A 24656-nucleotide genomic window follows, 5' to 3' on the forward strand; every position below is an offset into this window, starting at 1 on the left:
AAAATTGCGTGAATCAATTAAATTTTAATCGACTCACGCAATTAATAAATATATAAATAATTAGTTTACAGTCGATCCATTAGGCGCATCAGCATCCGGATTAACAAAAACAAGTTTTCCTTCTGCATTTGTAGTCATCAAGATCATTCCTTGGCTTTCAACACCGCGTAAAGCTCTTGGAGCAAGATTTGCTAATACAGAAACACGTTTCCCGATGATTTCTTCTGGCGAAAAACTTTCAGCAATTCCTGAAACAATCGTACGAACATCAATTCCTGTATCTACTTTAAGCACTAAAAGTTTGTTTGCTTTTGGCATTTTTTCAGCTTCCAAAATAGTTCCGATACGAATATCCATTTTAGCAAAATCTTCAAACTGAATTAAATCTTTTTGAGGCTCTGCTTGCTTGTTTTCGGCAAGATTAGCTGTTTTTGTTGCTTCCAATTTATCTATTTGTTTTTGTATTTCTTCGTCTTCAATTTTAGCGAAAAGTAATTCTGCTTCGCCAATTTTATGTCCAGCCGGAAGTAAATCTGAGTTTTCAGAAATGTCATTCCAACCTAATGTTTTGTCGATAATGATGTCTTTTGCATCGCGATCTTTCTCTTTCAAGAATTTGCTGAAACCTGCAAAATGCTCTTTAAGATCTCCTAAATTCAATATTCTAGAAAGTTTCGCAGCCGTGAAAGGTAAAAATGGTTCAGCCAAAACGCTCAACGCAGCAGCAATTTGCAATGCTACATACATTTGAGTTTTTACACGCTCTGGATTGTCTTTCATTACTTTCCAAGGCTCTTCGTCAGCAAGATATTTATTTCCTAAACGAGCAACATTCATCAATTCGCCCAAAGCTTCACGGAATCTGTAACGCTCAACCGAACTTGAAATCACGGCTGGATACGCTTTTAATTCTGCTAAAGTTTGTTCGTCAACTTCAGAAAATTCGTTTGGAGTTGGAATAATTCCGTCGTAATATTTATTCGTTAAAACGACAACACGATTTACGAAGTTTCCGAAAACAGCAACCAATTCGTTGTTATTTCTAGCTTGGAAATCTTTCCAAGTAAAATCGTTATCTTTTGTTTCAGGAGCATTTGATGTTAAAGCATAACGCAAAACATCTTGCTTATCTGGAAATTCTTCTAAATATTCGTGTAACCAAACTGCCCAGTTTTTAGAAGTCGAAAGTTTGTTTCCTTCCAAATTCAAGAACTCATTTGCTGGAACGTTGTCTGGTAAAATATAACTTCCTTCAGCTTTTAACATCGCTGGAAAAATGATACAGTGAAAAACAATATTGTCTTTTCCGATAAAGTGAACCAGTTTTGTATCTTGATCTTTCCAATACGGTTCCCAATCTTTTCCTTCGCGCGCTGCCCATTCTTTTGTAGAAGAAATGTAACCGATGGGTGCATCAAACCAAACATAAAGTTTTTTGCCTTCGGCACCTTCAACAGGAACGTCAATTCCCCAATCTAAGTCACGTGTTACGGCACGAGGTTCTAATCCTGCGTCGATCCAAGATTTTACTTGTCCATAAACGTTGGTTTTCCAGTCGCTTTTATGCCCAACTAAAATCCACTCAGTTAAAAAATCAGTATATCTGTCTAAAGGTAAAAACCAGTGTTTTGTCTCTTTAAGAATTGGAGTTTCTCCAGTAATAGTCGATTTTGGATTGATCAAATCAGTCGCATTCAAAGTCGATCCGCATTTTTCGCACTGATCTCCGTAAGCTTCTGGATTATCACATTTGGGACAAGTACCTACAACAAAACGATCTGCTAAAAACTGATTTGCTTTTGCATCGTACAATTGTTCTGTCACTTCTTCGATAAAATCTCCTTTATCATACAATGTTCTAAAGAATTCCGAAGCTGTATCATGGTGAATTTTCGCCGAAGTTCTTGAGTAATTATTGAATGAAATTCCGAAATCTTCAAAAGATTTGCGGATAATTCCATCATATTTATCAATAACTTGCTGTGGTGTAACTCCTTCTTTTTTAGCTTTCATAGAGATTGCAACCCCGTGTTCATCGCTTCCGCAAATAAATGCAACATCTTTTCCTTGCAATCTTAAATATCTAGAATATATATCTGCAGGCACATAAACCCCAGCCAAGTGACCAATATGAATAGGCCCGTTGGTGTATGGCAATGCCGCCGTGATCGTATATCTTTTTGGATCTTGTATCATAATTCAATTTTATTGAGTGCAAAAATAAGCAATAGAATTGAGATTTTAATATTACGTGGAGATTCGCTTTTGTTTTCACAGAGTTGCAAGAAGAAAAAACGCAGAGATTCGCTAAGATTTTTTTGAATTTGGTTCTCGCGATCCCAATGGCTATCGGGAGGAGAGACGCAAAGTTTTTTTCGCCTTAAGTTGAGGATTAACAATGCAGTTTGTCATTCCGAGGAACGAGGAATCGCACTAGAAACTCCGCAATATAAAGCGTCAATCTTTGTCGAATCCCGTGTGTGATTCCTCGTTCCTCGGAATGACAAACTAGAACAAAAAACTTTGCGTCTTCGTGCCTTCGTGGCAAAACTCATATAAAATAGAACCAGTTTAAACTAGCATTGCAAGCAAAATCTTCAAAATATATTTCGCAATCTTTGCATCCGAAAAAAACAAATTTTATGAGCAAGACTAAATTAATCATCAATAAAAACGGATCAATCAAAATTGAGGGAGATTTTGAAATTATGGATCCAGAAGGAGCACTTTACGGTTTACAAGGAAGACAAGCGCTTGGACTTTGCCGTTGCGGACATTCTGCAAATAAACCATTTTGCGATGGAGCACACAGAAACAACTTCGAACACGATTCTGTTGCGTTTGATTTACCGCCAATGAAAACGAACTAATTCCTTTTGGGAAAGATATTAAAAACCGCATTCTGTTTAGATGCGGTTTTTTTGTGCAGATTTTTTTGTAAAAGTAAGTTATTACTTAGAAAAACAATCTTACATTTACCGCAACTTTATAATTTCCAAAAAATGAAAAAACTAATAATACCACTATTATCTCTGTTTTTTAGCGTAGGTTATGCTCAAACTCAGAAAACAGTTTCTACAGATTGGACATCGATCTGTCAGACAATTGATATCCAAACCAATATCAAGAAAAAGTTTAAAGTAACGGCTTATGTAAAAGTAGAATCTACAGAACCAAAATCTTGGGCAGGAGTATGGGCGCGTGTTGATACTAAAAATGATGAAGACGGTTTTTTTGACAATATGAGAGACAGACCAGTGAAATCTAAAGAATGGAATTCATATACTGTTGAAGGAACGATTGATAAAAACAGTAAATCATTAAGTTTTGGTGGTTTATGCCTATTTGATGGGAAGTTTTACTTTGACAAATTTGAACTTTTTATCGAAAATGATAAAGGTGTTTATGAGCCTGTTACAGTTTTAAATTCAAGTTTTGAATCGCCTATAAATAATGGAGAAGTTCCGAAATGGATTCAAGGTATTTCTAGTGACGCAATCGTTAAGGTAAAAGAGTATAAAATTACATCAGACAAATCGAGTGCTGACGGAAAAAGTTGCGTTCTTATTGAAGGAAAAGGTATAAAGCCAAGATTAGAAGCCAAAATAGGAAATGTTGATGGAGCTTCGCCAAAAATTGGTGATATGATTTCGATGCTGGAAGATCTTAAAGCCAGAGTTGAAAGAACGGTTAAAAATATGAGCCAGTATGAAATTGATTATCTTCATGATGCTGAAGCAAATCGAATTGGAGCATTAGTTATGCATTTGGCAGCAGCCGAAAAATACTATCAGGTTTTTACCTTTGAAAATAGAGATTTTAATGAAGAAGAAAAGAAGAAATGGGGAAATGCTTTAGATCTGGATCAAGGAGGAAGAGATGAATTTAAAGGTCACGATATTCAATATTATTTGGATATCTACAATGAAGTAAGAGCAAAAACAATTGAAGAATTAAAGAAAAGAGACGATGCTTGGTTTGCAGAAGTACAAACAAGATACGATTGGACAAACCAATATTGCTGGTTTCATGTTATGGAACATCAATCGAGTCATTTAGGTCAGATTTTGTTTCTGAAAAAGCGAATTCCGCCAGAACAGAAAAAAACGTTACCACAGGAAATTAAGAAATAAAACAAAGAAAGCTGCACTTTTTTAGATGCAGCTTTTTTAATTAGGTAATTATCCAAAATACTTGTCTAATCGAATTTGAATTTTCTCTTTATGGTCTGGAAAAGATGCTTTAGGATTTTTATTCCAATAATCAATTCCTTCTTGTAATACCGAAAATGCTTTTTCATTATTTCCAGCAATCAGAAAAAAATCACAAGCTTTGTAATGAAACCATTTTTCTTCAACCAATTTATTTGCAGCATTTTCCCAATTTGAGAGATTATCTAAAAATGGAACTCCTATATTTAAAACATTATTCTTTAGTGTTTGAAGTACATTCTCTCTTTCTTTTTCATTTATGATTTGAAAATGAGATTCTTTTTTACTGTTGATGACTGGAAATTCCCAACCTTTAATATTCCAATTCATTGCTCCTCCTAAACTGTCATTTATAGCATTTTCTCCAAATTCATTTAGATGCCATTTTAAATATTTCTTCGACGAAACTCCAAAAAAGATCCAAAACTCTGCAGACACATTGTCTTGGTTATGTCTGTTTGACTGAAAATGAATCGTTTGGACAAATTCATCAACCTTTCTTTTAAAAGTTAAAGTACTTTTTGAAAAAGTAAATCCAATTTGAGTTAAAGGCTCGAGTAAAGTTTTTTCGATACTTGTAGTTATGAGATCTTTCGGATTCATGATATAAAATATTCTAAAAAATACAAAAGTAGTAAAAAGATTACGTTTAGTGTTTTTTAAATAATTATATATAAAGTTCTCCTTTCATAGTTATAATTGAAGAACCGCCCACCAAAATATCTTCTTCACGATTCATAACTTCAATCATTGAGGACTGTTTTAATTTTACGCCTTGAAGAATTTTATATTCTTTTTCAGATTTAGTGAATTTCTTTTGCGTTAAAAAACCAATTAACGGACCTGCGGCGGTTCCTGTTGCGGGATCTTCGTTTATTCCGATTATTGGATTAAAAAATCTTGTTTCGACTATGTGATCTAGACCTTCTTCGGCTGGGGCGAAACAGTAAAAACCTTCGAAATCATATTCTTTTGAGATTTCGATTAAAAGCTTATTGTCAGGAACAAAACTATTTAATATTTCACTGTTTTTTATGGGAACCATAGTGTGCGCGACTTCGGTTTTAACTATTGTTGGCACAAAAGAATTTACATCCAGATCTTCAATCTTTAAACCTAAAGCTACTGCAATTTTATACGTTGGAATTTCTTGTTTGATGACAGCCGATTTTTGATGCATCTGAACAACTGGGTAAAGAGTGTTCAAGTCAAAACTTACAGTCAACGGAATTGCGGAATGATTCATAATTACAAAAGGCTCACTTTCATTCTGCTCGTCAAAAATTGGAAGTCCTTTTAAAAGCGCTCCGCAGACTGCACCTAGTAAATTATGTCCCGCACCATCGATTTCGATTCCGGTTGGGGTAAACGAACGAACTACAAGGGCTTTTTCTCTTGTAGAATAATAGACAAAAGAGGTTTCAGAATAGCGAAATTCTCGAGAAATATTCTGATAGGTTTCTAGTTTTAGATGTCCGTCTGTAAAAACTACAGAAAGCGGATTTCCTTTGTAGCTCTCATTTGAGAATACGTCTAAAACATAATATTCTAATGCTTTTCTTTGGGTCATATTTTCTGGTTTTGAAACTTAGTCGATTCTAAATGCAATAAAATTACAGTTTATAAAATTTCAAAACAACAGCTTTTATAACCATTATCCAATTTTAAAAAAAAATAGGGAGATTTTAAAAACCAATACTACTTCATTTTCAAATTTAGCATTTTTAGTTTATGCTTTTAATGACTTTGTAGAAGGTCAGAAGATTATTGCTCAAAAACCACTTTTTTGTCTGTTTTTGCTGTTTTCACAACATCATAAGGTCTGGAAGATTTCTTAGTAAGATTTCCATTTTTAAGTTTTTCAACCTTTACAATTATAGTATTTCGATTTTCGGTCATTTCTACAATATCGATCGAATGTCCGTCATTTGGTTGCGTTTTATCAATAACAGCAATAACTTGATATTGGCTAAAATCAATATTCATGTTTATTGCATTTTTAGAAATGTTCATTTCTTTCATGAAGTTATTCCAAGTTTTGGCGTCTTTAATAACCACATGTCTTTGGGCAATGCTTTTATCATTAGGAAAAGAATCTCCTTTGGCTACTAATGCAAATGGAACGTCAGACTGTGGTAATTCATCATTATCACAGCTAGTCAGCAAAAGCAGAACGCTAAATATTAATAGAATCTGTTTCATTGTTTTGGTTTTAGCTAGGAAAACTTTCTTGTAAAGTATTATTTCTTAAACAGATGCACTTTTTTATAAATGGTTGCTTAAAGGTAGTCAATTTTTGACCAACTTTTTAATTTATATTGATAACGTTGATTTTTGTTAAAGATTGTAAGGACAAACGAAGAAAAACTAGAAAAATTGTATTTCACGTCAAAAAGACTACTTTGCAGGTTAAACAGCATAAAAAATAATGCAAATTAAACATGTTTGAAAAGGAACATTCAAATATTTCCCGCAACTTTGCAAAAGAATCTTTTAAATAAAAACTCAAATGGAATTCGGTAAAATCATTATTTCAGAAACGGCGGCAAATAGCGAAAATCCTCAAGATGTTGTTAATTCGAATATTTCGGTAATCAATTTAATGCGTGAAGAAAAAATTGACGACGATTTAATTCACGAAGATGCTTTAATGAGTTATTACTTGGATTTTTATGCATCTAAATATGCTGAAGGAAATTTTTCTAAGTTTGTTTATGATTCGGGTTGGAATAAAGAATTGAACGAATTAATTGAAGAAGGTTTGGCTCTGATTGGCGCCGAAAAGCATTTGGATTTGTTTAAAGAACAATGCCGCAAATTGCGTTTGCAGAGTAATATTAAATTAGGAAAATTTCTAAAAGAGAAATATGATGCTCCAAATGCTTTTAAAGATTTGCTAAATAGTAACGCTTATTTTGAATTGGATGAAAATCTGGCAGAACTGAATGCTACATTTTTAAAATCACACCCAGATACAGAAGTTCTTTCGGTCGAAGAAATGTTTAAAACACTGGAAGAGTTTGTAGGTCACGAAATTAAGAGAGATTAAATTTTAATTTTTCTGCTAAGGTTTGTAAGAAAATTATATATTTGGAATGCCCTAATTTCTAACAAATCAAAGCCTATGAAAAAAACGATTCTTTTGAGTACCGTTTTGATGTTTTTATTTTCCTGCGGGAAAGATGAAAAAGTTAAAAACGATGCTGAAACTCAGTATCAAGAACTACTTTCGGAGACGCAAGCGCATCTTGGTCACAATAAAAAGCCACTAAGAAAGCTCATTTTTAAAAATCTGGATGAAATTGAAGATTCAAAAGAAATGAATCTGCAGCTGCTCTCAAAAGTAGCATCAAACCTAAAAATTAAATATTCAGATATTAAAATTAGCGAGACAAGTTCTATCAATTATGATGATCAAACCATTTTTTTTGTCCTAACGACCGTCGCGCACGATAAAAAAGCATTTAAAACCAGTGATGACGATGAAGAGTTGGGAAATTATTTTCAGCGTAAATACTTATTTGTAAATCGTGAAGACGGAAGCGTAATTGCCGAAGAGTTTGACGATAATTTAGGTTATTATGATAATGAAGCCATTCAGTTTTCGAAATCGCATATTCTGAAAGATTTGGTTTTTCTTAATGAAACGACTCCAGCAATTGCTTTTTATACCGAAGCGAGTGCAAGCAGCCGAATTGTTTTGTATTCGGAGAAGAAATTTACATTAATAACTTTGGCTGACAAGGAGATAAAAAAGGTTTTATACGAATATCCAATCCGATTGACCAATGGCGATTCCAACGGAAGCGGCACGTTTCAGATAGAAACTTTAGAAACCGGAATGAGTTTGTCAGATCATAAATCCAATGGTTATTTTGACTTGATCATTACCAAAAACTTTTCTTATGAAGAAGCCATTGAAAATGATTTGGAAAATGGAATTGCAGAAAAAAGCGATTTAAAAGTTAAAAAAGAAGTTGAAAAACTCAAGTTTAATGGAAGAGATTATGCTTTTCATAGAGACGACAGGCACCGTTTTCTAGAGTAAAACACATAAATTTCAAAAATAACATCAAGAGCACTTTACGGTGCTTTTGCTGTTTATAGGAGATTTCAGTTTTACTGCAAAACTTTGACCTAATGTTAACAAACATTTCCTTAAATTTGCTTCCGTTATAAAAAATACAATAGTTATAAAAAACAAGCTATGTTACAAATTGCATTTATTAGAGAAAATCAAGAGAAAGTAATCAAAGCTTTAGCAAAACGAAATATCGATGCTAAAAGCGTTGTGGAAGAGGTGGTTCAATTAGACGAAAATCGTCGTGCTGCACAGGTGGAATTAGACAATACTTTATCAGAATCTAATAAATTGTCCAAAGATATTGGTGAATTGATGAAAGCTGGCGAGAAAGCTAAAGCAGCAATCTTAAAAGAAAAAACAGTTTCACTAAAGGAAAAAAGTAAAGAACTGAGCGAAAAAACAGAAGCTTTGGCTGTTGAGTTAACCAATAAATTATACACTTTACCTAACCTTCCGGCTGATATTGTTCCCGAAGGAAAAACGCCAGACGATAACTTAAATGTTTTCCAAGAAGGAGATATTCCAGCTTTGCACGAAGGCGCACAGCCTCACTGGGAATTGGTAAAGAAATATGATATTATCGATTTTGAATTGGGTGTAAAAATCACTGGAGCTGGATTTCCTGTTTATAAAGGAAAAGGAGCAAAGCTTCAACGTGCTTTGATCAACTACTTCTTGGACAAAAATACAGCTGCAGGATACAATGAAGTTCAAGTGCCTCATTTGGTAAACGAAGCTTCTGGTTACGGAACAGGACAATTGCCAGACAAAGAAGGGCAAATGTATCATGCTGGAATCGACGATTTATATTTGATTCCAACTGCTGAGGTTCCGGTAACTAACTTGTTCCGCGATGTAATTTTAAACGAAAATGAATTGCCTGTTTTACAAACAGCCTATACGCCATGTTTCCGTCGTGAAGCAGGTTCTTACGGAGCACATGTTCGCGGATTAAACCGTTTGCACCAATTTGATAAAGTAGAAATCGTTCGTATCGAACATCCTGATAATTCTTATGCAGCGCTTGACGGAATGGTAGAACATGTAAAAGGTATTTTGAAAGAATTAAAATTGCCATACAGAGTTTTACGTCTTTGCGGAGGAGATATGGGATTCACGTCTGCTTTGACTTACGATTTTGAAGTGTTTTCTACGGCACAAGATCGTTGGTTGGAAATCAGTTCTGTTTCTAACTTTGAAACTTTCCAGGCAAACCGCTTGAAATTACGTTTCAAAGACAAAGACGGAAAAAATCAATTGGCGCATACACTTAACGGAAGTTCATTGGCACTTCCACGTGTTTTGGCTGGAATTATTGAAAATTACCAAACTCCAGAAGGAATCGTAATACCAGAAGTTTTACGTCCTTACTGCGGATTTGATATTATAAATTAATTTAGTTGACAGTCTCAGTCTCAGTTTTCAGTTTCGACTGTGAACTGTGACTGAAAACTGCGACTAAAAATTACCACTTATGAAAAACGGAATATTAAATTGGAACGTAGATCCTGTCATTTTCTGGATCACAGATAGTTTTCCGTTAAAATATTACGGAGCTCTTTTTGCCTGCGGGCTTCTTTTAGGTTTTTATATTGTTAGAAATATTTACAAAAAAGAAAACCTTTCTTTAGATAATCTTGATTCCTTATTGATTTATGTAATTGTCGGAACCGTTTTAGGTGCTAGACTTGGACATTGTTTCTTTTACGAACCTGATTATTTCTTTAAACATCCTATAGAAATTCTTTTACCAATCCAGAAGATTAAAGGCGCATATCAGTTTGTGGGCTATCAAGGTTTGGCAAGCCACGGAGGTTCGATTGGAGTTATAACGGCAATGATTTTGTACTGCCGTAAATACAAAGTGCAATTCTTGGGTCTTTTAGATAAAATGGCAGTTGCAGTTCCTGTAACAGGTGCCTTTATTAGAATGGGGAATTTTATGAATTCTGAAATCTATGGAAAACCAACCAACGGAAATTGGGGAGTTGTTTTTCAGAGAGACGATTTGATTCCGAGACATCCAACTCAATTATATGAAGCATTTGCTTATATAATGATTTTTGTGATTCTATTTTATATGTACAAATCAGAAAAAATCAGAAACGCACAGGGATTAATCTTTGGAACTTTCTTAACTTTATTATTTACAGCTCGTTTTATAATTGAATTTTTCAAAGAAAATCAAGAAGCTTTCGAGAATAGTATGCTGATTAATATGGGACAGATTTTGAGTGTTCCGTTTATTTTAATTGGTCTCGGATTGATTGTTTGGAAAACTAAAAAAGTCACAGTGGACAGTGACAGTTTGCAGTTTTAAATAAGACTGAAAACCGCGACTGAAAACTAAAAAAAAACTGCAATATGAAAAACATATTGATGTATATCGTTTTGTTATGTTCTGGTTTTGCGTTTGGCCAAAACGAGCAGCTGGCACAATATTATTACGATAAAGGTGATTTCGATAAGGCAAAGATCAGTTATGAAGAGCTTTTGAGAGCTGCGCCATCCAACACGCAGTATTTTTTAAGAACGGTCGATTGTTATCAGCAATTACAGCAGTTTGCTAATGCCGAAAAAGCAATTCAGGAGCGTTACAACCGTTACAAGCAAGGTGTTTTTTTGGTTGAGTTAGGATACAATTTTCAATTGCAGAAAAACGATTCGAAAGCTAAAAACTACTACGAACAGGCAATCGAAAAAATAAAAGTCAATCCGAATGATGTTTACGGAATTGCAAGTTCTTTCGAGAAAAAAGTTCTCTTGGAATATGCCTTAAAAGCGTATCAAACGGCAATGCAGGTTCAGCCAAATTTCAATTTCAATTTCCAAATCGGAATGCTTTACGGTCAATTGGGTAAAACCGATTTAATGATCGATTTGTTGCTGACGGAATCTTTTACAAATCCACAAAACACTAATTTGATTCAGACACAATTGTCTCGATTTATGAATGGTGAAACAGATAATACTGCTTTTAAAGATGCCATGCGAAAAGCATTAATCTTAAGAACTCAAAAAGATCAAGACGTTTTCTGGAATCATTATTTAAGCTGGTTTTATGTACAGCAGAAAGAATTTGGAAAAGCATTTATTCAGGAAAAAGCCATTTACAAGCGGGAACCAGAATCTTTGATGAGTATTGTCAATTTGAGTCAATTTGCGATGAACGAAGGAGATAATGATACAGCGGAAGAAATTCTGAACTTCATTCTTCAAAACACAAAAGATTTAGGTTTGCTGATTCAGTCAAATGCTTATTTAATGCAAATTAAGATTGATAAAGCTCAAGAAAAAGATTATCCTGCAATCGATCAAGAATTAAAGCAATTGCTGGCAACTTACGAAATCAGTCCTTTTACCTTATCTTTGCAAATCATTCAAGCCCATTTTCTGGCTTTTAATTTGAAAAAGACTGAAGAAGGAAAGGCAATAATCAAAAAAGCTTTAGAATTAAATTTAAACGAATATCAAAAAGCCGATGCTAAAATGGAGCTGGCCGATATTTTGCTTTTAGAAGAAAAATACAATCAGGCGCTGATTTATTATTCGCAAATTCAATTGGATTTAAAGAATGATGTCATGGCTCACGAAGCAAGTTTGAAAGCCGCGAAAACAAGTTATTATAAAGGCGATTTTGAATGGGCCAACAAACAATTCAAAGAATTAAAAGCGGCAAACACACAGTTAATTGCCAATGATGCTTTGGAATATTTTCTTTTAATTAATGATAATACGGCTGCCGATTCGACTCAAGTTGCTTTGAAAGCATTTGCAAAAGGTGATTTTTTAATTTATCAAAATAAAAAGCAGGAAGCAATTGCACAGTTTCAGAATATTTTAAAGACTTATAAAGGTCAGGAAATAGAAGCAGTAACTTTGCTTCGTCTAGGAAAAGTTTACGAAAGCCAGAAAGATTTTGCTTCGGCTTTAAGCCAATATCAGCAGATTATTGACAATCATAGCGACGGAATTTATGTTGATGAAGCATTGTTCTTCTCAGCAGAAATCTATAATGACGAGCTTAAAGATCCAGAAAAGGCAAAACCTTTATATGAAAAGGTAATTTTTAATCATCAAGACAGTATTTACTTTGTCGATGCCAGAAAAAAATACCGCGAGTTAAGAGGGGATAGGAATTTGTAATAGTAAATTCCAAAAATCAAATTCCAATAAGAAAAATTAGTAATATCATGATTTGAAAAGATTTAGGGAGTTAGAGGAAAAAACTCAGAACCTTAGCATCTTAGCATCTCAGAACCTTAGAAAAAAAATGATTATTTACAACGTTACCACAAACATACACGAAAGCGTTCACGACCAATGGTTAAAATGGATGCAGGAAAAACATATACCAGAAATTCTGGCAACTAATAAATTTTCTTCAGCACGAATTGTAAAAGTTCTGGTTGAAGAAGAAATGGGCGGAATTACCTATTCTGTACAATATATTACAGACAGTAAAGAAACGCTAGAGAAGTTTTATATCGAAGACGAACCTGAATTCCATAGAGAAGCATTAGGTTTATTTGCCGATAAAATGCTTTCTTTCAGAACAGAATTGGAGGTTATTTCTGAACATTAATCTATAGTGTTCAGTTTTCAGTAATTAGTATTCAGTCAAAAGAAATTAAATCTTTGTGTCTTTGAGCCTTTGTGGCAAAAAAAGAATACTTTTGCAGCCTCGTGGCAAACAAGAAATGAAATGGAAAAAGTAAAAGCAAAAAAACATTTAGGACAGCACTTTCTTAAAGACGAAAGTGTCGCAAAGGCTATTGCAGATACTTTAAGTCTTAAAGGATATGATGAGGTCTTAGAAATAGGGCCAGGAATGGGTGTGCTTACCAAATATTTACTTGAAAAGCCAATTACTACACACGTTATTGAGATTGATACAGAATCTGTAACGTATTTGGATGCACATTATCCAAAATTAAAAGACAAGATTATCTCTCAGGATTTCCTGAAGTATAATATAAATGAAGTTTACCAAAATAAACAGTTTGCCATAATCGGCAACTTTCCGTACAATATTTCTTCTCAGATTGTTTTTAGGACATTAGAGCTTAGAGACCAGATTCCAGAGTTTTCTGGAATGTTCCAAAAAGAAGTAGCCGAGCGCATCTGCGAAAAGAAAGGCTCAAAAACCTACGGAATACTATCAGTTTTAGCTCAGGCTTTCTATGATACAGAGTACCTGTTTACGGTTAATGAAAACGTTTTTATTCCTCCGCCCAAGGTGAAATCGGGTGTGATGAGAATGACCCGAAAGGAAGATTACAGTCTTCCTTGTAGCGAAAAGTTGTTTTTTACAGTTGTAAAAACCGCTTTTCAGCAGAGACGAAAAACATTACGTAACAGTTTGAAAACATTAAATTTATCAGACAATTTGCGAGAAGACACTATCTTTGATAAACGTCCGGAGCAGCTTAGCGTAGATGAATTTATTGAACTAACTCTAAAAATAGAAGCCAATGGAGTTCAAAGTTAGTAAAGAATTTATACATCAGTTAGAGGAGCTAATCAATAAGAAAAACGACAGTGAACTGGAAGTTTTGCTTAATGATCTGCACCATGCCGATATTGCCGAAATTTTAGACGAATTAGATTTCGATGAGGCAACCTATATCTTCAAGGTTTTAGATAGTGATAAAACAGCCGAAATTCTTCTGGAATTGGAAGAAGATCTGCGTGAAAACATCTTAAGCCGACTTTCGCCAAAGGAAATTGCAGAAGAGCTTGATGAGCTTGAAACCAATGACGCTGCCGACATTATCGCCGAACTTTCGCAGGAAATAAAAGCAGAAGTAATCTCTGAGCTGGTCGACGTTGAGCACGCTAAAGACATTGTTGATCTTTTGCGCTACGACGAAAACACGGCTGGAGGTTTGATGGGAAAAGAGCTTGTAAAAGTGAATGAAAACTGGACTGTCTTGACCTGCGTGAAAGAAATGCGAATTCAGGCAGAGAATGTTTCTAGAGTGCATTCAATCTACGTGGTTGACGATGAAAACCGATTAAAAGGAAGATTGTCACTAAAAGATTTATTGACTTCTTCGACCAAAACTCAAATTGGTGACGTTTATATCCGAAAATTAAATTTTGTAAAAGTTGATACCGAAGATGTTGAAGTAGCTCGTATCATGCAGAAGTACGACTTAGAGGCTATTCCGGTTGTTGACGAGTTGGGCCGATTGGTTGGAAGAATTACCATCGATGATATCGTTGACGTAATCAAGGAAGAAGCTGATAAAGATTATCAGTTGGCTGCGGGTATTACACAAGACGTTGAGTCGAATGACAGTGTTTACGAATTAACCAAAGCGCGTTTGCCTTGGCTTTTAATCGGAATGGTGATCGAAATTGTGGCTTCTTTTGTTTTGAAAGGAAACGAAGGTACTTTTCAAAAATATTCTACTTTAATCATATTTGTTCCGTTATTATCTGCAACAGCAGGGAATATTGGCGTTCAAGCTTCAGCAATCGTGGTGCAAGGTTTGGCTAATGGAACTTTAAAAGATTTTAGCCGCGGTTATTTCACGAAAGAAATTACCGTTTCGATGATTTCAGGAAGTATTATTTCATTGCTTTTATTGGGCTATCATTCTATCATGTATCAGCAGTATTTAGTAGGATTTGCCATTTCTATTTCTATGATTGTGGTAATTCTTTTTGCCGCAACTTTAGGAACTTTGGTGCCACTTTTCTTGAACAAAAACAAAATTGATCCTGCGATTGCAACTGGTCCGTTTATCACAACGACCAACGATGTATTCGGAATCATGTTATACTTCGGAGTAGCAAATCTGATTCTTGGATTCTAGATTTTTGCCACAAATTAGCCTTTTGCAGTGATTTAAAATCTCTAAAATCTGCGTAATTTGCAGGCGGAAAATGCTGTTTACCAACCAGAAATAAATTAAAGCCAAACCAAAATGAAAGTACACATTATTGGAGGAGGAAACCTTGGGGTTTCTATTGCCTTGGGAATTGCTAAATTCTCGAAAAACAACCAAGTTACTGTCACTAGAAGAAACACTGCAAGTATTCAATATTTATCAGAATATGGGATTACAGTTTCTAACGATAATAAACACAATATTCAGGAAGCTGATGTTGTAATCTTAACCATAAAACCGTATCAGGTAGATACTGTTTTAGCCGAAATTCTGCCAGTTATCCAAAACAAAACCATTGCTTCTGCAGTTAGCGGATTGTCTTTGGATATGCTTCAGTCTAAAACCAATTATGAGTATCCTGTAGTGCGCATTATGCCAAATATTGCGGCTCAGTTTGGAGAATCGGCAACTTGTATTTCTTTCCCTGAAAAATATGCATCAAATGCGTCGCCCGTTGTTGATTTATTTCAAGATTTAGGAACGGCTCCTGTAATTGATGAAAAACTAATGGATGCAGCAACTGTTTTAGGTGCGTGCGGAACGGCATATGCATTGCGTTATATTCGTGCATCTATGCAGGCAGGAATCGAAATTGGTTTTGATTCTAATACCGCTTTAGCAATTGCAGCTCAAACGGTAAAAGGAGCGGCTAAAATGCTTTTAGAAGAACGAGTGCATCCAGAACAATTAATTGACCGTGTAACAACACCGCAAGGCTGTACAATTGTTGGTTTGAATGAAATGGAGCACAATGGTTTCAGTTCGTCATTAATCAAAGGGATCAAAACTTCTCTGAAACAAATCAAAGGTTAGGTTTTAAAGAAATTCTAATATTTTAAATTTCAATATTTAAATTCCAAATTGCTTCGCCTGTTCGCTAACGCTCGGGTCCAATTTTAAAACTGGGGTTTGGAATTTTTTGTTTTACAAAATTAACCACAGTTTTGTCATTCTGAGGAACGAAGAATCACATTAGTAAGTCGACAAAGATTGACGATTTTGAATGGGGAGTTTCTACTGGGATTGCTTCGCCAGTTTGCTATCGCTCGTGTCTTTGTTTCTCAGAATGACAGATATTATCGAATAGCTTGGAATTTGGAATTTTTACTTTTTGGAATTTGCTTTAATGAGCTGAATATATTTCAACCCGCACTCAGAAATCTTAGTATACGAATTCATTGCATTTCCATAATTCTGGATCGTCAAAGTGTCTTTTACATACAAAGCATCAATACCAACTGGGATTTCTAAATCTTTAGAATTATCAGAATCAGTATCATCTTCATTGCTGATATCGCCTTCGTATTCGTCCCATTGAATTCCTTCTAAAGAAATATATTTTTCGCCAGAACTGCTTTTAGAAAAAACAGCTTTTCCTTTTAAATTTCTGTTTTGAGTCGTAAAAGTGTACTTGTAATCCTTTTTATCTTTCGAAATAGTCAATGAGATATTGCAGTCTTCAGCATTAGAAATATAAGTTCCAGAAATAGAATCTTTAGCAGAAGGAGCAAGGTTTTCATTTGTAACAGCAACTGTTTTTGCTGCTTTTTCTTCCAAAACTTTCTCTGTTTTCTGATGACAGGATAAAATTAGTCCTAACGGCAATAGAAATGAAAGGCGAGTTAATTTTTGATTGTTAATCATCCATTACTAGTTTTTTTGTTCAGAATATATTTTAGATATAAAAAGCCTGCTAAACCTGCTACGAAAGAAGCAATAAGAATCGCTATTTTGGAGAAAACAATGACTTCAGGATTTTTGAAAGCAAGAACCGTAATAAATATTGACATGGTAAAACCAATTCCGCCCAGCATTCCTGCTCCTAAAATATGTGCCCATTTTAAGTTTTTAGGCAACATGCACAAACCAGATGTTACGCCAACAGAAGAGAAAAGCAAAATTCCAAGCGGTTTGCCCACTACAAGTCCGAGAATGATTCCGTATGTATTAACGTGATTAAGACCTTCATGCCAGTTCTCAGTGATTGTTAAAGCCGTATTGGCAATTGCAAATAACGGAAGAATAAAAAACGCAACAGGCTGATGTAAAAAATGCTGTAATCGATACGAAGAGGTTTTTTCTCCGCCATCGCCAAACGGAATTACAAATGCTAAAATAACTCCCGTAATGGTTGCGTGAACGCCAGAATTAAGCATAAAATACCACATTATGGCTCCGCCAATTAAATACGGAATCAGATTATGAACTTTCATTCGGTTTAAAACAAATAATAGACACCAGATTCCGAGAGCAATTCCAAGATTTAAAAAAGAAATTGATGTGGTGTAAAAAACGGCAATAACGATAATAGCGCCCAAATCGTCGATAACAGCCAAAGCGGTTAAAAAGACTTTTAATGAGGCAGGAACTTTGTTCCCTAGAAGTGATAAGATTCCGATTGCGAAAGCAATATCGGTTGCCATCGGAATTCCGGCTCCGTTTTGTGTGGTTGTACCGTAATTTAAAGCCAAGAAAATTGCTGCAGGAACTAGCATTCCTCCAAAAGCCGCCATAATTGGCAGAGAAGCATTTTTAATATTAGATAATTCTCCATGATAAATCTCGCGTTCCAACTCCAATCCGATTAAAAGGAAGAAAATAGTCATCAATCCATCATTGATCCAATCTGTTATAGAATGTCCTGCAATTTCCTTTTCCCAAAAAGCAACGTACGGAACTTGAACAGAAGAGTTAGCGAGATAAAGAGATAAAATCGTGACAAAGAGCAAGATAATTCCTCCCGATTTTTCGTTTTCAAAAAAGGCTTTAAAAGTCTTGGTAAGTTTCATTAGGGAAGATTTTCTGAAGATTTATATGATGGATGCGGAATCCTTATTCTTTCAAAGTTAAAAAAAAATCCGAGCAATAAAAATACATTTGCCACGAAGGCACAAAGGCACAAAGTTTTTTATGTTTTTTGGTGTTAAATTATTTCTTCGTGACTTTGTGATTTTACGAGATTAAAATATATGACTCAAAAGAAATCTTAAACATTTCCCGTATTTTTGTGTTTCTAAAAATTCTAAATAAATGAGCATAAAAATTCTTCATATCGACAGTAATAATCCAATTCTTTGGAATCAATTAGAAGAAGCTGGTTTTGAAAACCACGCCGATTTTAAATCTTCAAAAGAAGAAATCGAAGCAAAAATTCAAGATTATAACGGAATCGTAATTCGAAGCCGATTCAAGATTGACAAGACTTTTTTGGATGCTGCAACAAAGTTGCAATTTATTGCAAGAGTTGGCGCAGGTCTGGAAAGTATTGATTGTGAATATGCTTCTGCAAAAGGAATTCATCTAATTGCTGCTCCTGAGGGAAATCGCAATGCTGTTGCAGAACATTCGTTAGGAATGATTTTGTCATTGTTTAATAATTTAAATCAAGCCGATGCAGAAGTAAAAGCGGGGCATTGGAATCGTGAAAGCAATCGTGGTCATGAATTGGATTTAAAAACAGTTGGGATTATCGGTTACGGAAATATGGGAAAAGCTTTTGCCAAAAAATTACGAGGTTTTGAAACAGAAGTTTTATGCTATGATATTTTGGATAATGTGGGCGACGAAAATGCCAAACAAGTTTCTTTGGAAGAATTACGCGAAAAAGCAGATGTTTTAAGTCTTCACCTTCCTTGGACACCAGAAACGGATAAAATGGTTAACAGGGCCTTTATAAATGCGTTTAAAAAGCCATTTTGGATTATAAACACTTCACGAGGTAAAAACATCGTTACAGCCGATTTGGTTGAAGCAATGAAAGAGAAAAAAGTGTTAGGGGCTGGTTTGGATGTTTTGGAATATGAAAAACTTTCTTTTGAAACCTTATTTCAAGAAAACAATACGCCCGAAGCGCTTCAATATCTTATGGAAGCTAAAAATGTCTTGCTGACACCTCATATTGCAGGCTGGACTTTTGAAAGTCATGAGCGTCTGGCGCAGGTAATTGTTGACAAAATTAAAGCGGTGTACGGCAAAAACTAGCCTACAGCCTTTAGAATTTAATAACGAGTTTTTTCTTGTAAATTTTATTTAGCGAGATTAGTTTTATTTGTTAATTTTTAATAATATTGTTTCCGAATTTTAAAAGAATGAGTCTAAATAGATTTGTTTTTGAAGTTTGGAGAAAGCCGAAAATCCGAAGAGTAGGCCCAAAAACAAACGACTTAAAAATTATGATTGAATGGTATAAAACTGCCATGTTTGATAACTATGCAAACTTTAGTGGTAGAGCTAGAAGAAGTGAATATTGGTATTTCCGTCTTGCAACAGCACTTTTATTTTTTGTATTTATTTTTTTAGGAGGGATACTAACGGCAATTCTAGGTACAACAGCAGGTCTTTCAATTGCAGTAGGATTGTTTTGCCTTTATGCGATAGCTTCTATCATTCCATCTTTGGCTGTTACAGTTAGAAGAATACATGATATTGGCAAAAGCGGCTGGACAGTTTTGGTTTCTTTAATTCCCTTAGCAGGACCTATCTGGATATTAGTTCTGTTAATAACAGAAGGGGAGCATGGTGAAAACTATTATGGTCCAGATCCTAAAAGTACCATTGAAGAAATTGATGAAATCGGAATTAATAATTAACTAAATAATATAAAAATGGAAACTACAAAACCAGAAAGCTGGAATACACCATCTCAACCAAGACAAGAGAATAAAAAAGTATTAGCAGGAATTATGGGAATAATTTTTGGATATTTAGGTATCCACAAATTTATCTTAGGATACACTCAAGAAGGAATCATCCAAATTGTAATTACAATCGTAACTTGCGGAGTTGGTAGTATTATTGGATTCATTGAAGGAATTATCTACTTGACAAAATCAGATGAAGATTTTTACCAAACATACCAAGTTGGTAAAAAAGGCTGGTTTTAAAAGAAAAATATATTTATCTCTAAATCCCATTCAGAAATGAATGGGATTTTTTATGCTTAAAAATGTCGTTTTCTAATACAATTTTGACTTTTATGTCCTGAAAATTAAATGAATAGTAGGTAACCTTGCGCTTAGTTAAAAAGTAAAGGAGAAACCGAAAATCCTTAAGAGTAGGGAAATTTTAAAAGATTTGTTATGTTAGAAATGTACAAAAAGGTAGTTTTTGAGAACTACGCAAATTTTAGCGGAAGAGCTAGAAGACAAGAATATTGGATGTTTACCCTAGTGAACGCTATTATATATATAGCTTTAGGTGTGATTGATGGTGTTGCTGGTTTAACTTTTGGTCCAGGAAAGACTGGTATATTAAGTTTAGTATATAATTTGTTAGTTTTAATTCCATCATTAGCTGTTGCCGTTAGAAGAATGCATGATGTCGCAAAAAGCGGATGGTATATACTTATTCCAATTTACAACTTAATTTTAGCTTGCACAGAAGGTGAAAAAGGCCCAAATCAATACGGTGCAGACCCTAAGAATCAATTAGAAGAAATCAATGAAATAGGGAAAGAGTAAATCTTTCTATTTTTACTAATAAAAAAAGCCGTTTCAATTTTTTGAAACGGCTTTTTAAGTTTTATTAATCTTCCTTCTCAGACAATTTCTTTTCCAATTCAATCTGAAACTCTTCTATAACAGGTTTCATAGTGCTTTCTGGAATATCTGCAATTCTAATGTACATTAAACCATCAATTGCATTATTGAATAATGGATCAACATTGAAAGCTACTACTCTCGCATTTTGTTTGATGTATTTTTTAATCAAAACAGGCAGACGTAAGTTTCCTGGTTCCAATTCGTCAATGATTTTGTCAAACTTATTCAAATCAGATTCTGCTTCGTCGAAAATGAAATCTTTGTCGGCGTCTTTCAGTTTTACTTTGTACGCTTTTTTCGGGTGAATATACTGCGCAATATACGGATCGTAATAATTAGATTTCATAAACTCAATCATCAACGATTTAGAGAAATCTGAAAACTGATTACTGATACTTACACCTCCAACTAAATATTTATGTTCTGGATGACGTAAAGTGGTATGAATAATACCTTTCCACAATAAGAACAAAGGCATTGGTTTTTGCTGATATTCTTTTACGATAAATGCACGCCCCATTTCGATTGATTTGTGCATCATGTCGTGAAGTTCTGGTTCAAATCTGAAAAGATCAGTTAGATAGAAACCTTCAATTCCGTATTTTGGATAGATTTCAGAACCTAATCCCATACGATAGGCACCTGCGATTTTTTTGGTTTCATCATCCCATAAAAACATATGGTGATAATATTGATCATATTCGTCAATATCAATAGATTCGTTTGTTCCTTCACCAACTTCACGGAAAGTAATTTCGCGTAAACGTCCAATTTCATGTAAAATGTTAGGGATTTCCTTTGCGCTTGCAAAGAAAACCTCATAGTTTTTGCTTTGTAAAAACCTGCTGTCGCTATCACGTAATGCCTGAACTTCATCAATCAATTTTGATTCGCTTGCAGGCGTAACAATTTTTTTAGGCGCTTTTGGTATTTTAAGGCTTGCTGTGTCAATCAGTTTGGTGTCTTTCTCAAACGGATTTGCCAGCATATAGGTTTTCTTTCTCAAGAATTCTGAGTATTCTTCAAAAGATTCGATCTCATTTTGTTCGCTAACAGAAATTGGTTTTCCGATACGCACTTTAATTACGCGGTCTTTTTGAGTCAAAAGCTCAGAAGGTAATTTTGCAGTACGTAAAGTATCATCAATTTTAGAAAGCCAGTAGAATAATTTACTGTTTTTGGCATGAAAGTAAATAGGAACTACAGGAACTTTAGCTTTTCTGATTAGTTTAAGAGCACCTTCTTCCCAAGGTTTGTCTACTACTAATTTACCGTCCTTATAAGTTGAAACTTCACCAGCAGGGAAAATTCCCAACGGTTTTCCGTCACTTAAATGGCGCAAAGTTTCTTTAATTCCAATTACGCTCGATTTTGCATCCTTGTGATTTTCAAAAGGATTAACCGGCATAATGTATTTTTTCATCGGAACAATTCTATGTAATAAGAAATTGGCAATGATTTTGAAATTTGGCTCTCTTTCAAGCATCAATTTCAAAAGCAAAATTCCATCAATTCCTCCAAGCGGATGATTTGAAATGGTTATATACGCACCATCTTTTGGCAGACGTTTTAAATCTTCTTCTGGGATTTCAAACTTAATTTCCATTTCGTCCAAAATTCCATTCAAAAAGTCAAGGTCTTCCAAATGTTTATTACGATCGTAAATTTTATTAAGGGTCGAGATCTTAAGAACCTTCATAAGAATCCAGCCAGAAAAGGTACCGAAAACTCCGTACTTTTCAACATTTATTGCCTTTGCAACTTCTTTCGCGGTAACTAAACCCATGTAGTACTTTTAATTTATTAGAACAGCGAACAAAGATAACAAAAAAGTCTACTTTTCATTGTTTCCAAGATAAACTTTGCACTTTTTTATTACATTTGGAATCCTAAAAAAATCACTGATGAAAATTATTTCTTATAATGTAAATGGAATTAGAGCGGCAATAAACAAAGGGTTTATCGAGTGGCTGCAGCAAGCAAATCCTGATGTAATATGTCTTCAGGAAATAAAAGCTACACAGGATCAAATTCCGGTAGATGATATTACGGCTGCGGGCTATCCGTTTCAATATTACTATCCAGCAACCAAAAAAGGGTACAGCGGTGTAGCAATTCTTTCTAAAACAAAACCGAATAATATTGTTTACGGAACAGGAATTCATCACATGGATTTTGAAGGAAGAAATCTTCGCGCAGATTTTGACGATGTTTCTATAATGAGTTTATATCTTCCGTCTGGAACAAACATTGAAAGACTGGATCATAAATTTATGTTTATGGATGACTTCCAGAATTATATAAACGAATTGAAGCTTACGATTCCGAATTTAATTATCTGCGGAGATTATAATATCTGTCACGAAGCCATAGATATTCACGATCCAGTTCGCAATAAAACGGTTTCAGGATTTCTTCCTGCAGAACGTGCTTGGTTGGATGGATTCATGAAATCTGGTTTTATTGACAGTTTCCGCCATTTCAACAAAGAGCCGCATCATTATTCTTGGTGGAGTTACCGCGCGGGAGCAAGAGGAAATAACAAAGGCTGGCGTATCGATTATAATTTGGTGAGCAATGTGTTAGAAAATAGATTGAAAAGAGCGGTTATACTTCCAGATGCAATGCATTCAGATCATTGCCCTATTTTAGTCGAAATTGATTAATTTTTGGTATTGTTCTTGTTGAGAGAAAGGTGGTTTAAATTCAAGAATTGATTTTGAATTTTGAAATTGTGAGATTTTAAACGCCTAAAATAAAAACCAATTAAAGTAAGATGATTAAAAAAGCCTCCATCGGATTATTGGCATTAGCCTTGTCCACAACGTCATGTGTTTCTAAGAAAATTTACAATGATCTTGAAACAAAATATTCTGATTTGAAAAAAGAAAACCGTTCTATCGCTGATGAAAACGAAAGTTTAAAGAAAGCGAAGAATCAGTTAGAAACCGATCGTGATAAATTGACTAAAGATTTAGCAAATGCTAATGATGATTTGGCAAAACAAAAAGCTGATCTTGCTGCCGAACAAAAGAAATATAAAGTGCTTCAGGATTCGTATAATGCATTGGAGAAAAACAGCAATGATGCATTAGAGAAAAACATGGCTAAAAACCGTGAATTATTAGCGCAGTTGGAAGCAAAAGGAAAAGCTCTTGCAGATGAACAAGCTCGTTTGGATAAAACGGCTAATCGTTTGAAAGAACTTGAAGATATGATTGCAGCTAAAGAAGAAGCAATGCGTAAATTGAAAGAAACTTTATCTAAAGCATTAACTGGTTTTGAGGGTAAAGGTTTAACAGTTGAACATAAAAACGGAAAAGTATATGTTTCTATGGAAAACAAATTACTTTTCAATTCAGGAAGCTGGGCTGTTGGAACTGAAGGAAGAAAAGCAGTTGTAGAACTTGGAAAAGTTTTAGGCGACAATCCTGATCTTTCTGTTTTAATTGAAGGACATACAGATGACGATCCGTACGCTGGTTCTGGACCTATTGCAAACAACTGGGATTTATCTACTAAAAGAGCAACGGCAATTGTAGCGATTTTGAGTGAAAACCCAAAAATCAATAAACAAAAATTAACTGCAGCAGGAAGAAGCGAGTTTTCTCCTTTAGCTAGCAATGCTACTCCAGAAGGAAAAGCCAAAAACCGTAGAATCGAAATTATCTTGACTCCTAGATTAGATGAGATTGCGGAGATGCTTAATAGTATTAATTAAGTTGCTAAGGTTCTGAGATACTAAGATGCTAAGATTTAAAAAAGGATTCAAGTTTTACTTGAATCCTTTTTTATTGGCAATAAAAAAACTTAGAATCTTAGCGTCTTAGTACCTTAATATCTTTAAAAAGAATCTTGTACTTTTTTTAACCTTTATCAAATTTAAATTTGAAAAATCCCTTTGTATCTTTGATCTCTAAAA

Annotated in this window: 24 protein-coding genes; 17 read left to right on the top strand and 7 right to left on the bottom strand. The window is 34.4% G+C overall.

Annotated features, from left to right (window positions below; translation table 11 throughout):
• Nucleotides 1-60: 60 nt before the first annotated feature.
• Nucleotides 61-2196, bottom strand: a complete 2136-nt coding sequence (metG, locus tag NU08_RS14275; protein ID WP_129747854.1) for a methionine--tRNA ligase — start codon at nt 2194-2196, stop codon at nt 61-63.
• A gap of 446 nt (nt 2197-2642) precedes the next feature.
• Here metG and NU08_RS14280 point away from each other — a divergent pair, with 446 nt between their 5' ends.
• Nucleotides 2643-2870, top strand: coding sequence for a CDGSH iron-sulfur domain-containing protein (locus NU08_RS14280; protein ID WP_129747855.1), 228 nt, complete (start codon nt 2643-2645; stop codon nt 2868-2870).
• A 132-nt stretch (nt 2871-3002) separates the two neighbouring features.
• Entirely contained in the window at nt 3003-4133 is a 1131-nt protein-coding gene (locus NU08_RS14285) for a DinB family protein (RefSeq protein WP_129747856.1), read from the top strand.
• A gap of 48 nt (nt 4134-4181) precedes the next feature.
• Here the strand turns inward: NU08_RS14285 and NU08_RS14290 are convergent, their stop codons facing one another.
• From NU08_RS14290 to NU08_RS14300, 3 genes are all read right to left on the bottom strand, one after another.
• The gene (locus NU08_RS14290) at nt 4182-4814 is read right to left on the bottom strand and encodes a DUF4304 domain-containing protein (protein WP_129747857.1); all 633 of its coding nucleotides are present in this window, start codon (nt 4812-4814) and stop codon (nt 4182-4184) included.
• Between the two features lie 64 nt (nt 4815-4878).
• Nucleotides 4879-5781, bottom strand: a complete 903-nt coding sequence (locus NU08_RS14295) for a PhzF family phenazine biosynthesis protein (RefSeq protein ID WP_129747858.1) — start codon at nt 5779-5781, stop codon at nt 4879-4881.
• 194 nt (nt 5782-5975) lie between these two features.
• A complete protein-coding gene (locus NU08_RS14300; protein ID WP_129747859.1) occupies nt 5976-6413 on the bottom strand; it encodes a protease complex subunit PrcB family protein in 438 nt (145 codons plus the stop codon).
• 307 nt (nt 6414-6720) lie between these two features.
• Here NU08_RS14300 and NU08_RS14305 point away from each other — a divergent pair, with 307 nt between their 5' ends.
• The 9 genes from NU08_RS14305 to proC all read left to right on the top strand — a co-directional run bounded on the left by NU08_RS14305 (nt 6721) and on the right by proC (nt 16007).
• The gene (locus NU08_RS14305) at nt 6721-7260 is read left to right on the top strand and encodes a hypothetical protein (RefSeq protein WP_129747860.1); all 540 of its coding nucleotides are present in this window, start codon (nt 6721-6723) and stop codon (nt 7258-7260) included.
• 75 nt (nt 7261-7335) lie between these two features.
• Nucleotides 7336-8259: a hypothetical protein gene (locus NU08_RS14310; RefSeq protein WP_129747861.1), complete on the top strand. Its 924-nt coding sequence runs from the start codon at nt 7336-7338 to the stop codon at nt 8257-8259.
• 159 nt (nt 8260-8418) lie between these two features.
• On the top strand, nt 8419-9690 hold the full coding sequence (serS, locus tag NU08_RS14315; protein ID WP_129747862.1) for a serine--tRNA ligase: 1272 nt from the start codon (nt 8419-8421) through the stop codon (nt 9688-9690).
• 79 nt (nt 9691-9769) lie between these two features.
• Complete coding sequence (lgt, locus tag NU08_RS14320) at nt 9770-10615, top strand: prolipoprotein diacylglyceryl transferase (protein WP_129747863.1); 846 nt, start codon at nt 9770-9772, stop codon at nt 10613-10615.
• A gap of 44 nt (nt 10616-10659) precedes the next feature.
• Nucleotides 10660-12441: a tetratricopeptide repeat protein gene (locus tag NU08_RS14325; protein WP_129747864.1), complete on the top strand. Its 1782-nt coding sequence runs from the start codon at nt 10660-10662 to the stop codon at nt 12439-12441.
• A 127-nt stretch (nt 12442-12568) separates the two neighbouring features.
• Nucleotides 12569-12880: a DUF4286 family protein gene (locus tag NU08_RS14330; RefSeq protein ID WP_008465514.1), complete on the top strand. Its 312-nt coding sequence runs from the start codon at nt 12569-12571 to the stop codon at nt 12878-12880.
• Between the two features lie 120 nt (nt 12881-13000).
• The gene (rsmA, locus tag NU08_RS14335; protein ID WP_129747865.1) at nt 13001-13786 is read left to right on the top strand and encodes a 16S rRNA (adenine(1518)-N(6)/adenine(1519)-N(6))-dimethyltransferase RsmA; all 786 of its coding nucleotides are present in this window, start codon (nt 13001-13003) and stop codon (nt 13784-13786) included.
• The gene (gene mgtE / locus NU08_RS14340; protein ID WP_008465512.1) at nt 13770-15119 is read left to right on the top strand and encodes a magnesium transporter; all 1350 of its coding nucleotides are present in this window, start codon (nt 13770-13772) and stop codon (nt 15117-15119) included. The genes rsmA and mgtE overlap by 17 nt, the downstream gene beginning before the upstream one ends.
• 111 nt (nt 15120-15230) lie before the next feature.
• A complete protein-coding gene (gene proC, locus NU08_RS14345) occupies nt 15231-16007 on the top strand; it encodes a pyrroline-5-carboxylate reductase (RefSeq protein ID WP_066033286.1) in 777 nt (258 codons plus the stop codon).
• A 291-nt stretch (nt 16008-16298) separates the two neighbouring features.
• Here proC and NU08_RS14350 read toward each other — a convergent pair whose 3' ends face one another.
• Both NU08_RS14350 and nhaA read right to left on the bottom strand, forming a co-directional pair.
• Nucleotides 16299-16838 carry a hypothetical protein gene (locus NU08_RS14350; RefSeq protein ID WP_129747866.1) on the bottom strand — a complete coding sequence of 180 codons (540 nt, stop codon included), beginning with the start codon at nt 16836-16838 and terminating at the stop codon, nt 16299-16301.
• Nucleotides 16835-17983 carry a Na+/H+ antiporter NhaA gene (gene nhaA, locus NU08_RS14355; protein WP_129747867.1) on the bottom strand — a complete coding sequence of 383 codons (1149 nt, stop codon included), beginning with the start codon at nt 17981-17983 and terminating at the stop codon, nt 16835-16837. The genes NU08_RS14350 and nhaA overlap by 4 nt, the downstream gene beginning before the upstream one ends.
• Nucleotides 17984-18224: 241 nt before the next feature.
• On the opposite strand from nhaA, the gene NU08_RS14360 reads away from it, so the two are divergent.
• The 4 genes from NU08_RS14360 (at nt 18225) to NU08_RS14375 (ending at nt 20653) form a co-directional block, all read left to right on the top strand.
• Nucleotides 18225-19175 (top strand): 2-hydroxyacid dehydrogenase, encoded by a 951-nt coding sequence (locus tag NU08_RS14360; protein ID WP_129747868.1) that lies wholly within the window; start codon nt 18225-18227, stop codon nt 19173-19175.
• Nucleotides 19176-19282: 107 nt separating this feature from the next.
• Nucleotides 19283-19783, top strand: coding sequence for a DUF805 domain-containing protein (locus NU08_RS14365; protein ID WP_317126362.1), 501 nt, complete (start codon nt 19283-19285; stop codon nt 19781-19783).
• A 15-nt stretch (nt 19784-19798) separates the two neighbouring features.
• Nucleotides 19799-20077: a TM2 domain-containing protein gene (locus tag NU08_RS14370; RefSeq protein ID WP_095930301.1), complete on the top strand. Its 279-nt coding sequence runs from the start codon at nt 19799-19801 to the stop codon at nt 20075-20077.
• 195 nt (nt 20078-20272) lie between these two features.
• Nucleotides 20273-20653, top strand: coding sequence for a DUF805 domain-containing protein (locus NU08_RS14375; RefSeq protein WP_129747869.1), 381 nt, complete (start codon nt 20273-20275; stop codon nt 20651-20653).
• A gap of 64 nt (nt 20654-20717) precedes the next feature.
• On the opposite strand, the gene NU08_RS14380 is transcribed toward NU08_RS14375, so the two are convergent.
• A complete protein-coding gene (locus tag NU08_RS14380) occupies nt 20718-22520 on the bottom strand; it encodes a GNAT family N-acyltransferase (RefSeq protein ID WP_111377625.1) in 1803 nt (600 codons plus the stop codon).
• Between the two features lie 118 nt (nt 22521-22638).
• On the opposite strand from NU08_RS14380, the gene NU08_RS14385 reads away from it, so the two are divergent.
• Nucleotides 22639-23400, top strand: a complete 762-nt coding sequence (locus tag NU08_RS14385; RefSeq protein WP_129747870.1) for an exodeoxyribonuclease III — start codon at nt 22639-22641, stop codon at nt 23398-23400.
• Nucleotides 23401-23510: 110 nt separating this feature from the next.
• A complete protein-coding gene (locus NU08_RS14390; RefSeq protein ID WP_129747871.1) occupies nt 23511-24455 on the top strand; it encodes a flagellar motor protein MotB in 945 nt (314 codons plus the stop codon).
• Nucleotides 24456-24656: the final 201 nt, after the last annotated feature.

The organism is Flavobacterium anhuiense, assembly GCF_004151235.1.
Taxonomy (GTDB): domain Bacteria; phylum Bacteroidota; class Bacteroidia; order Flavobacteriales; family Flavobacteriaceae; genus Flavobacterium; species Flavobacterium anhuiense_A.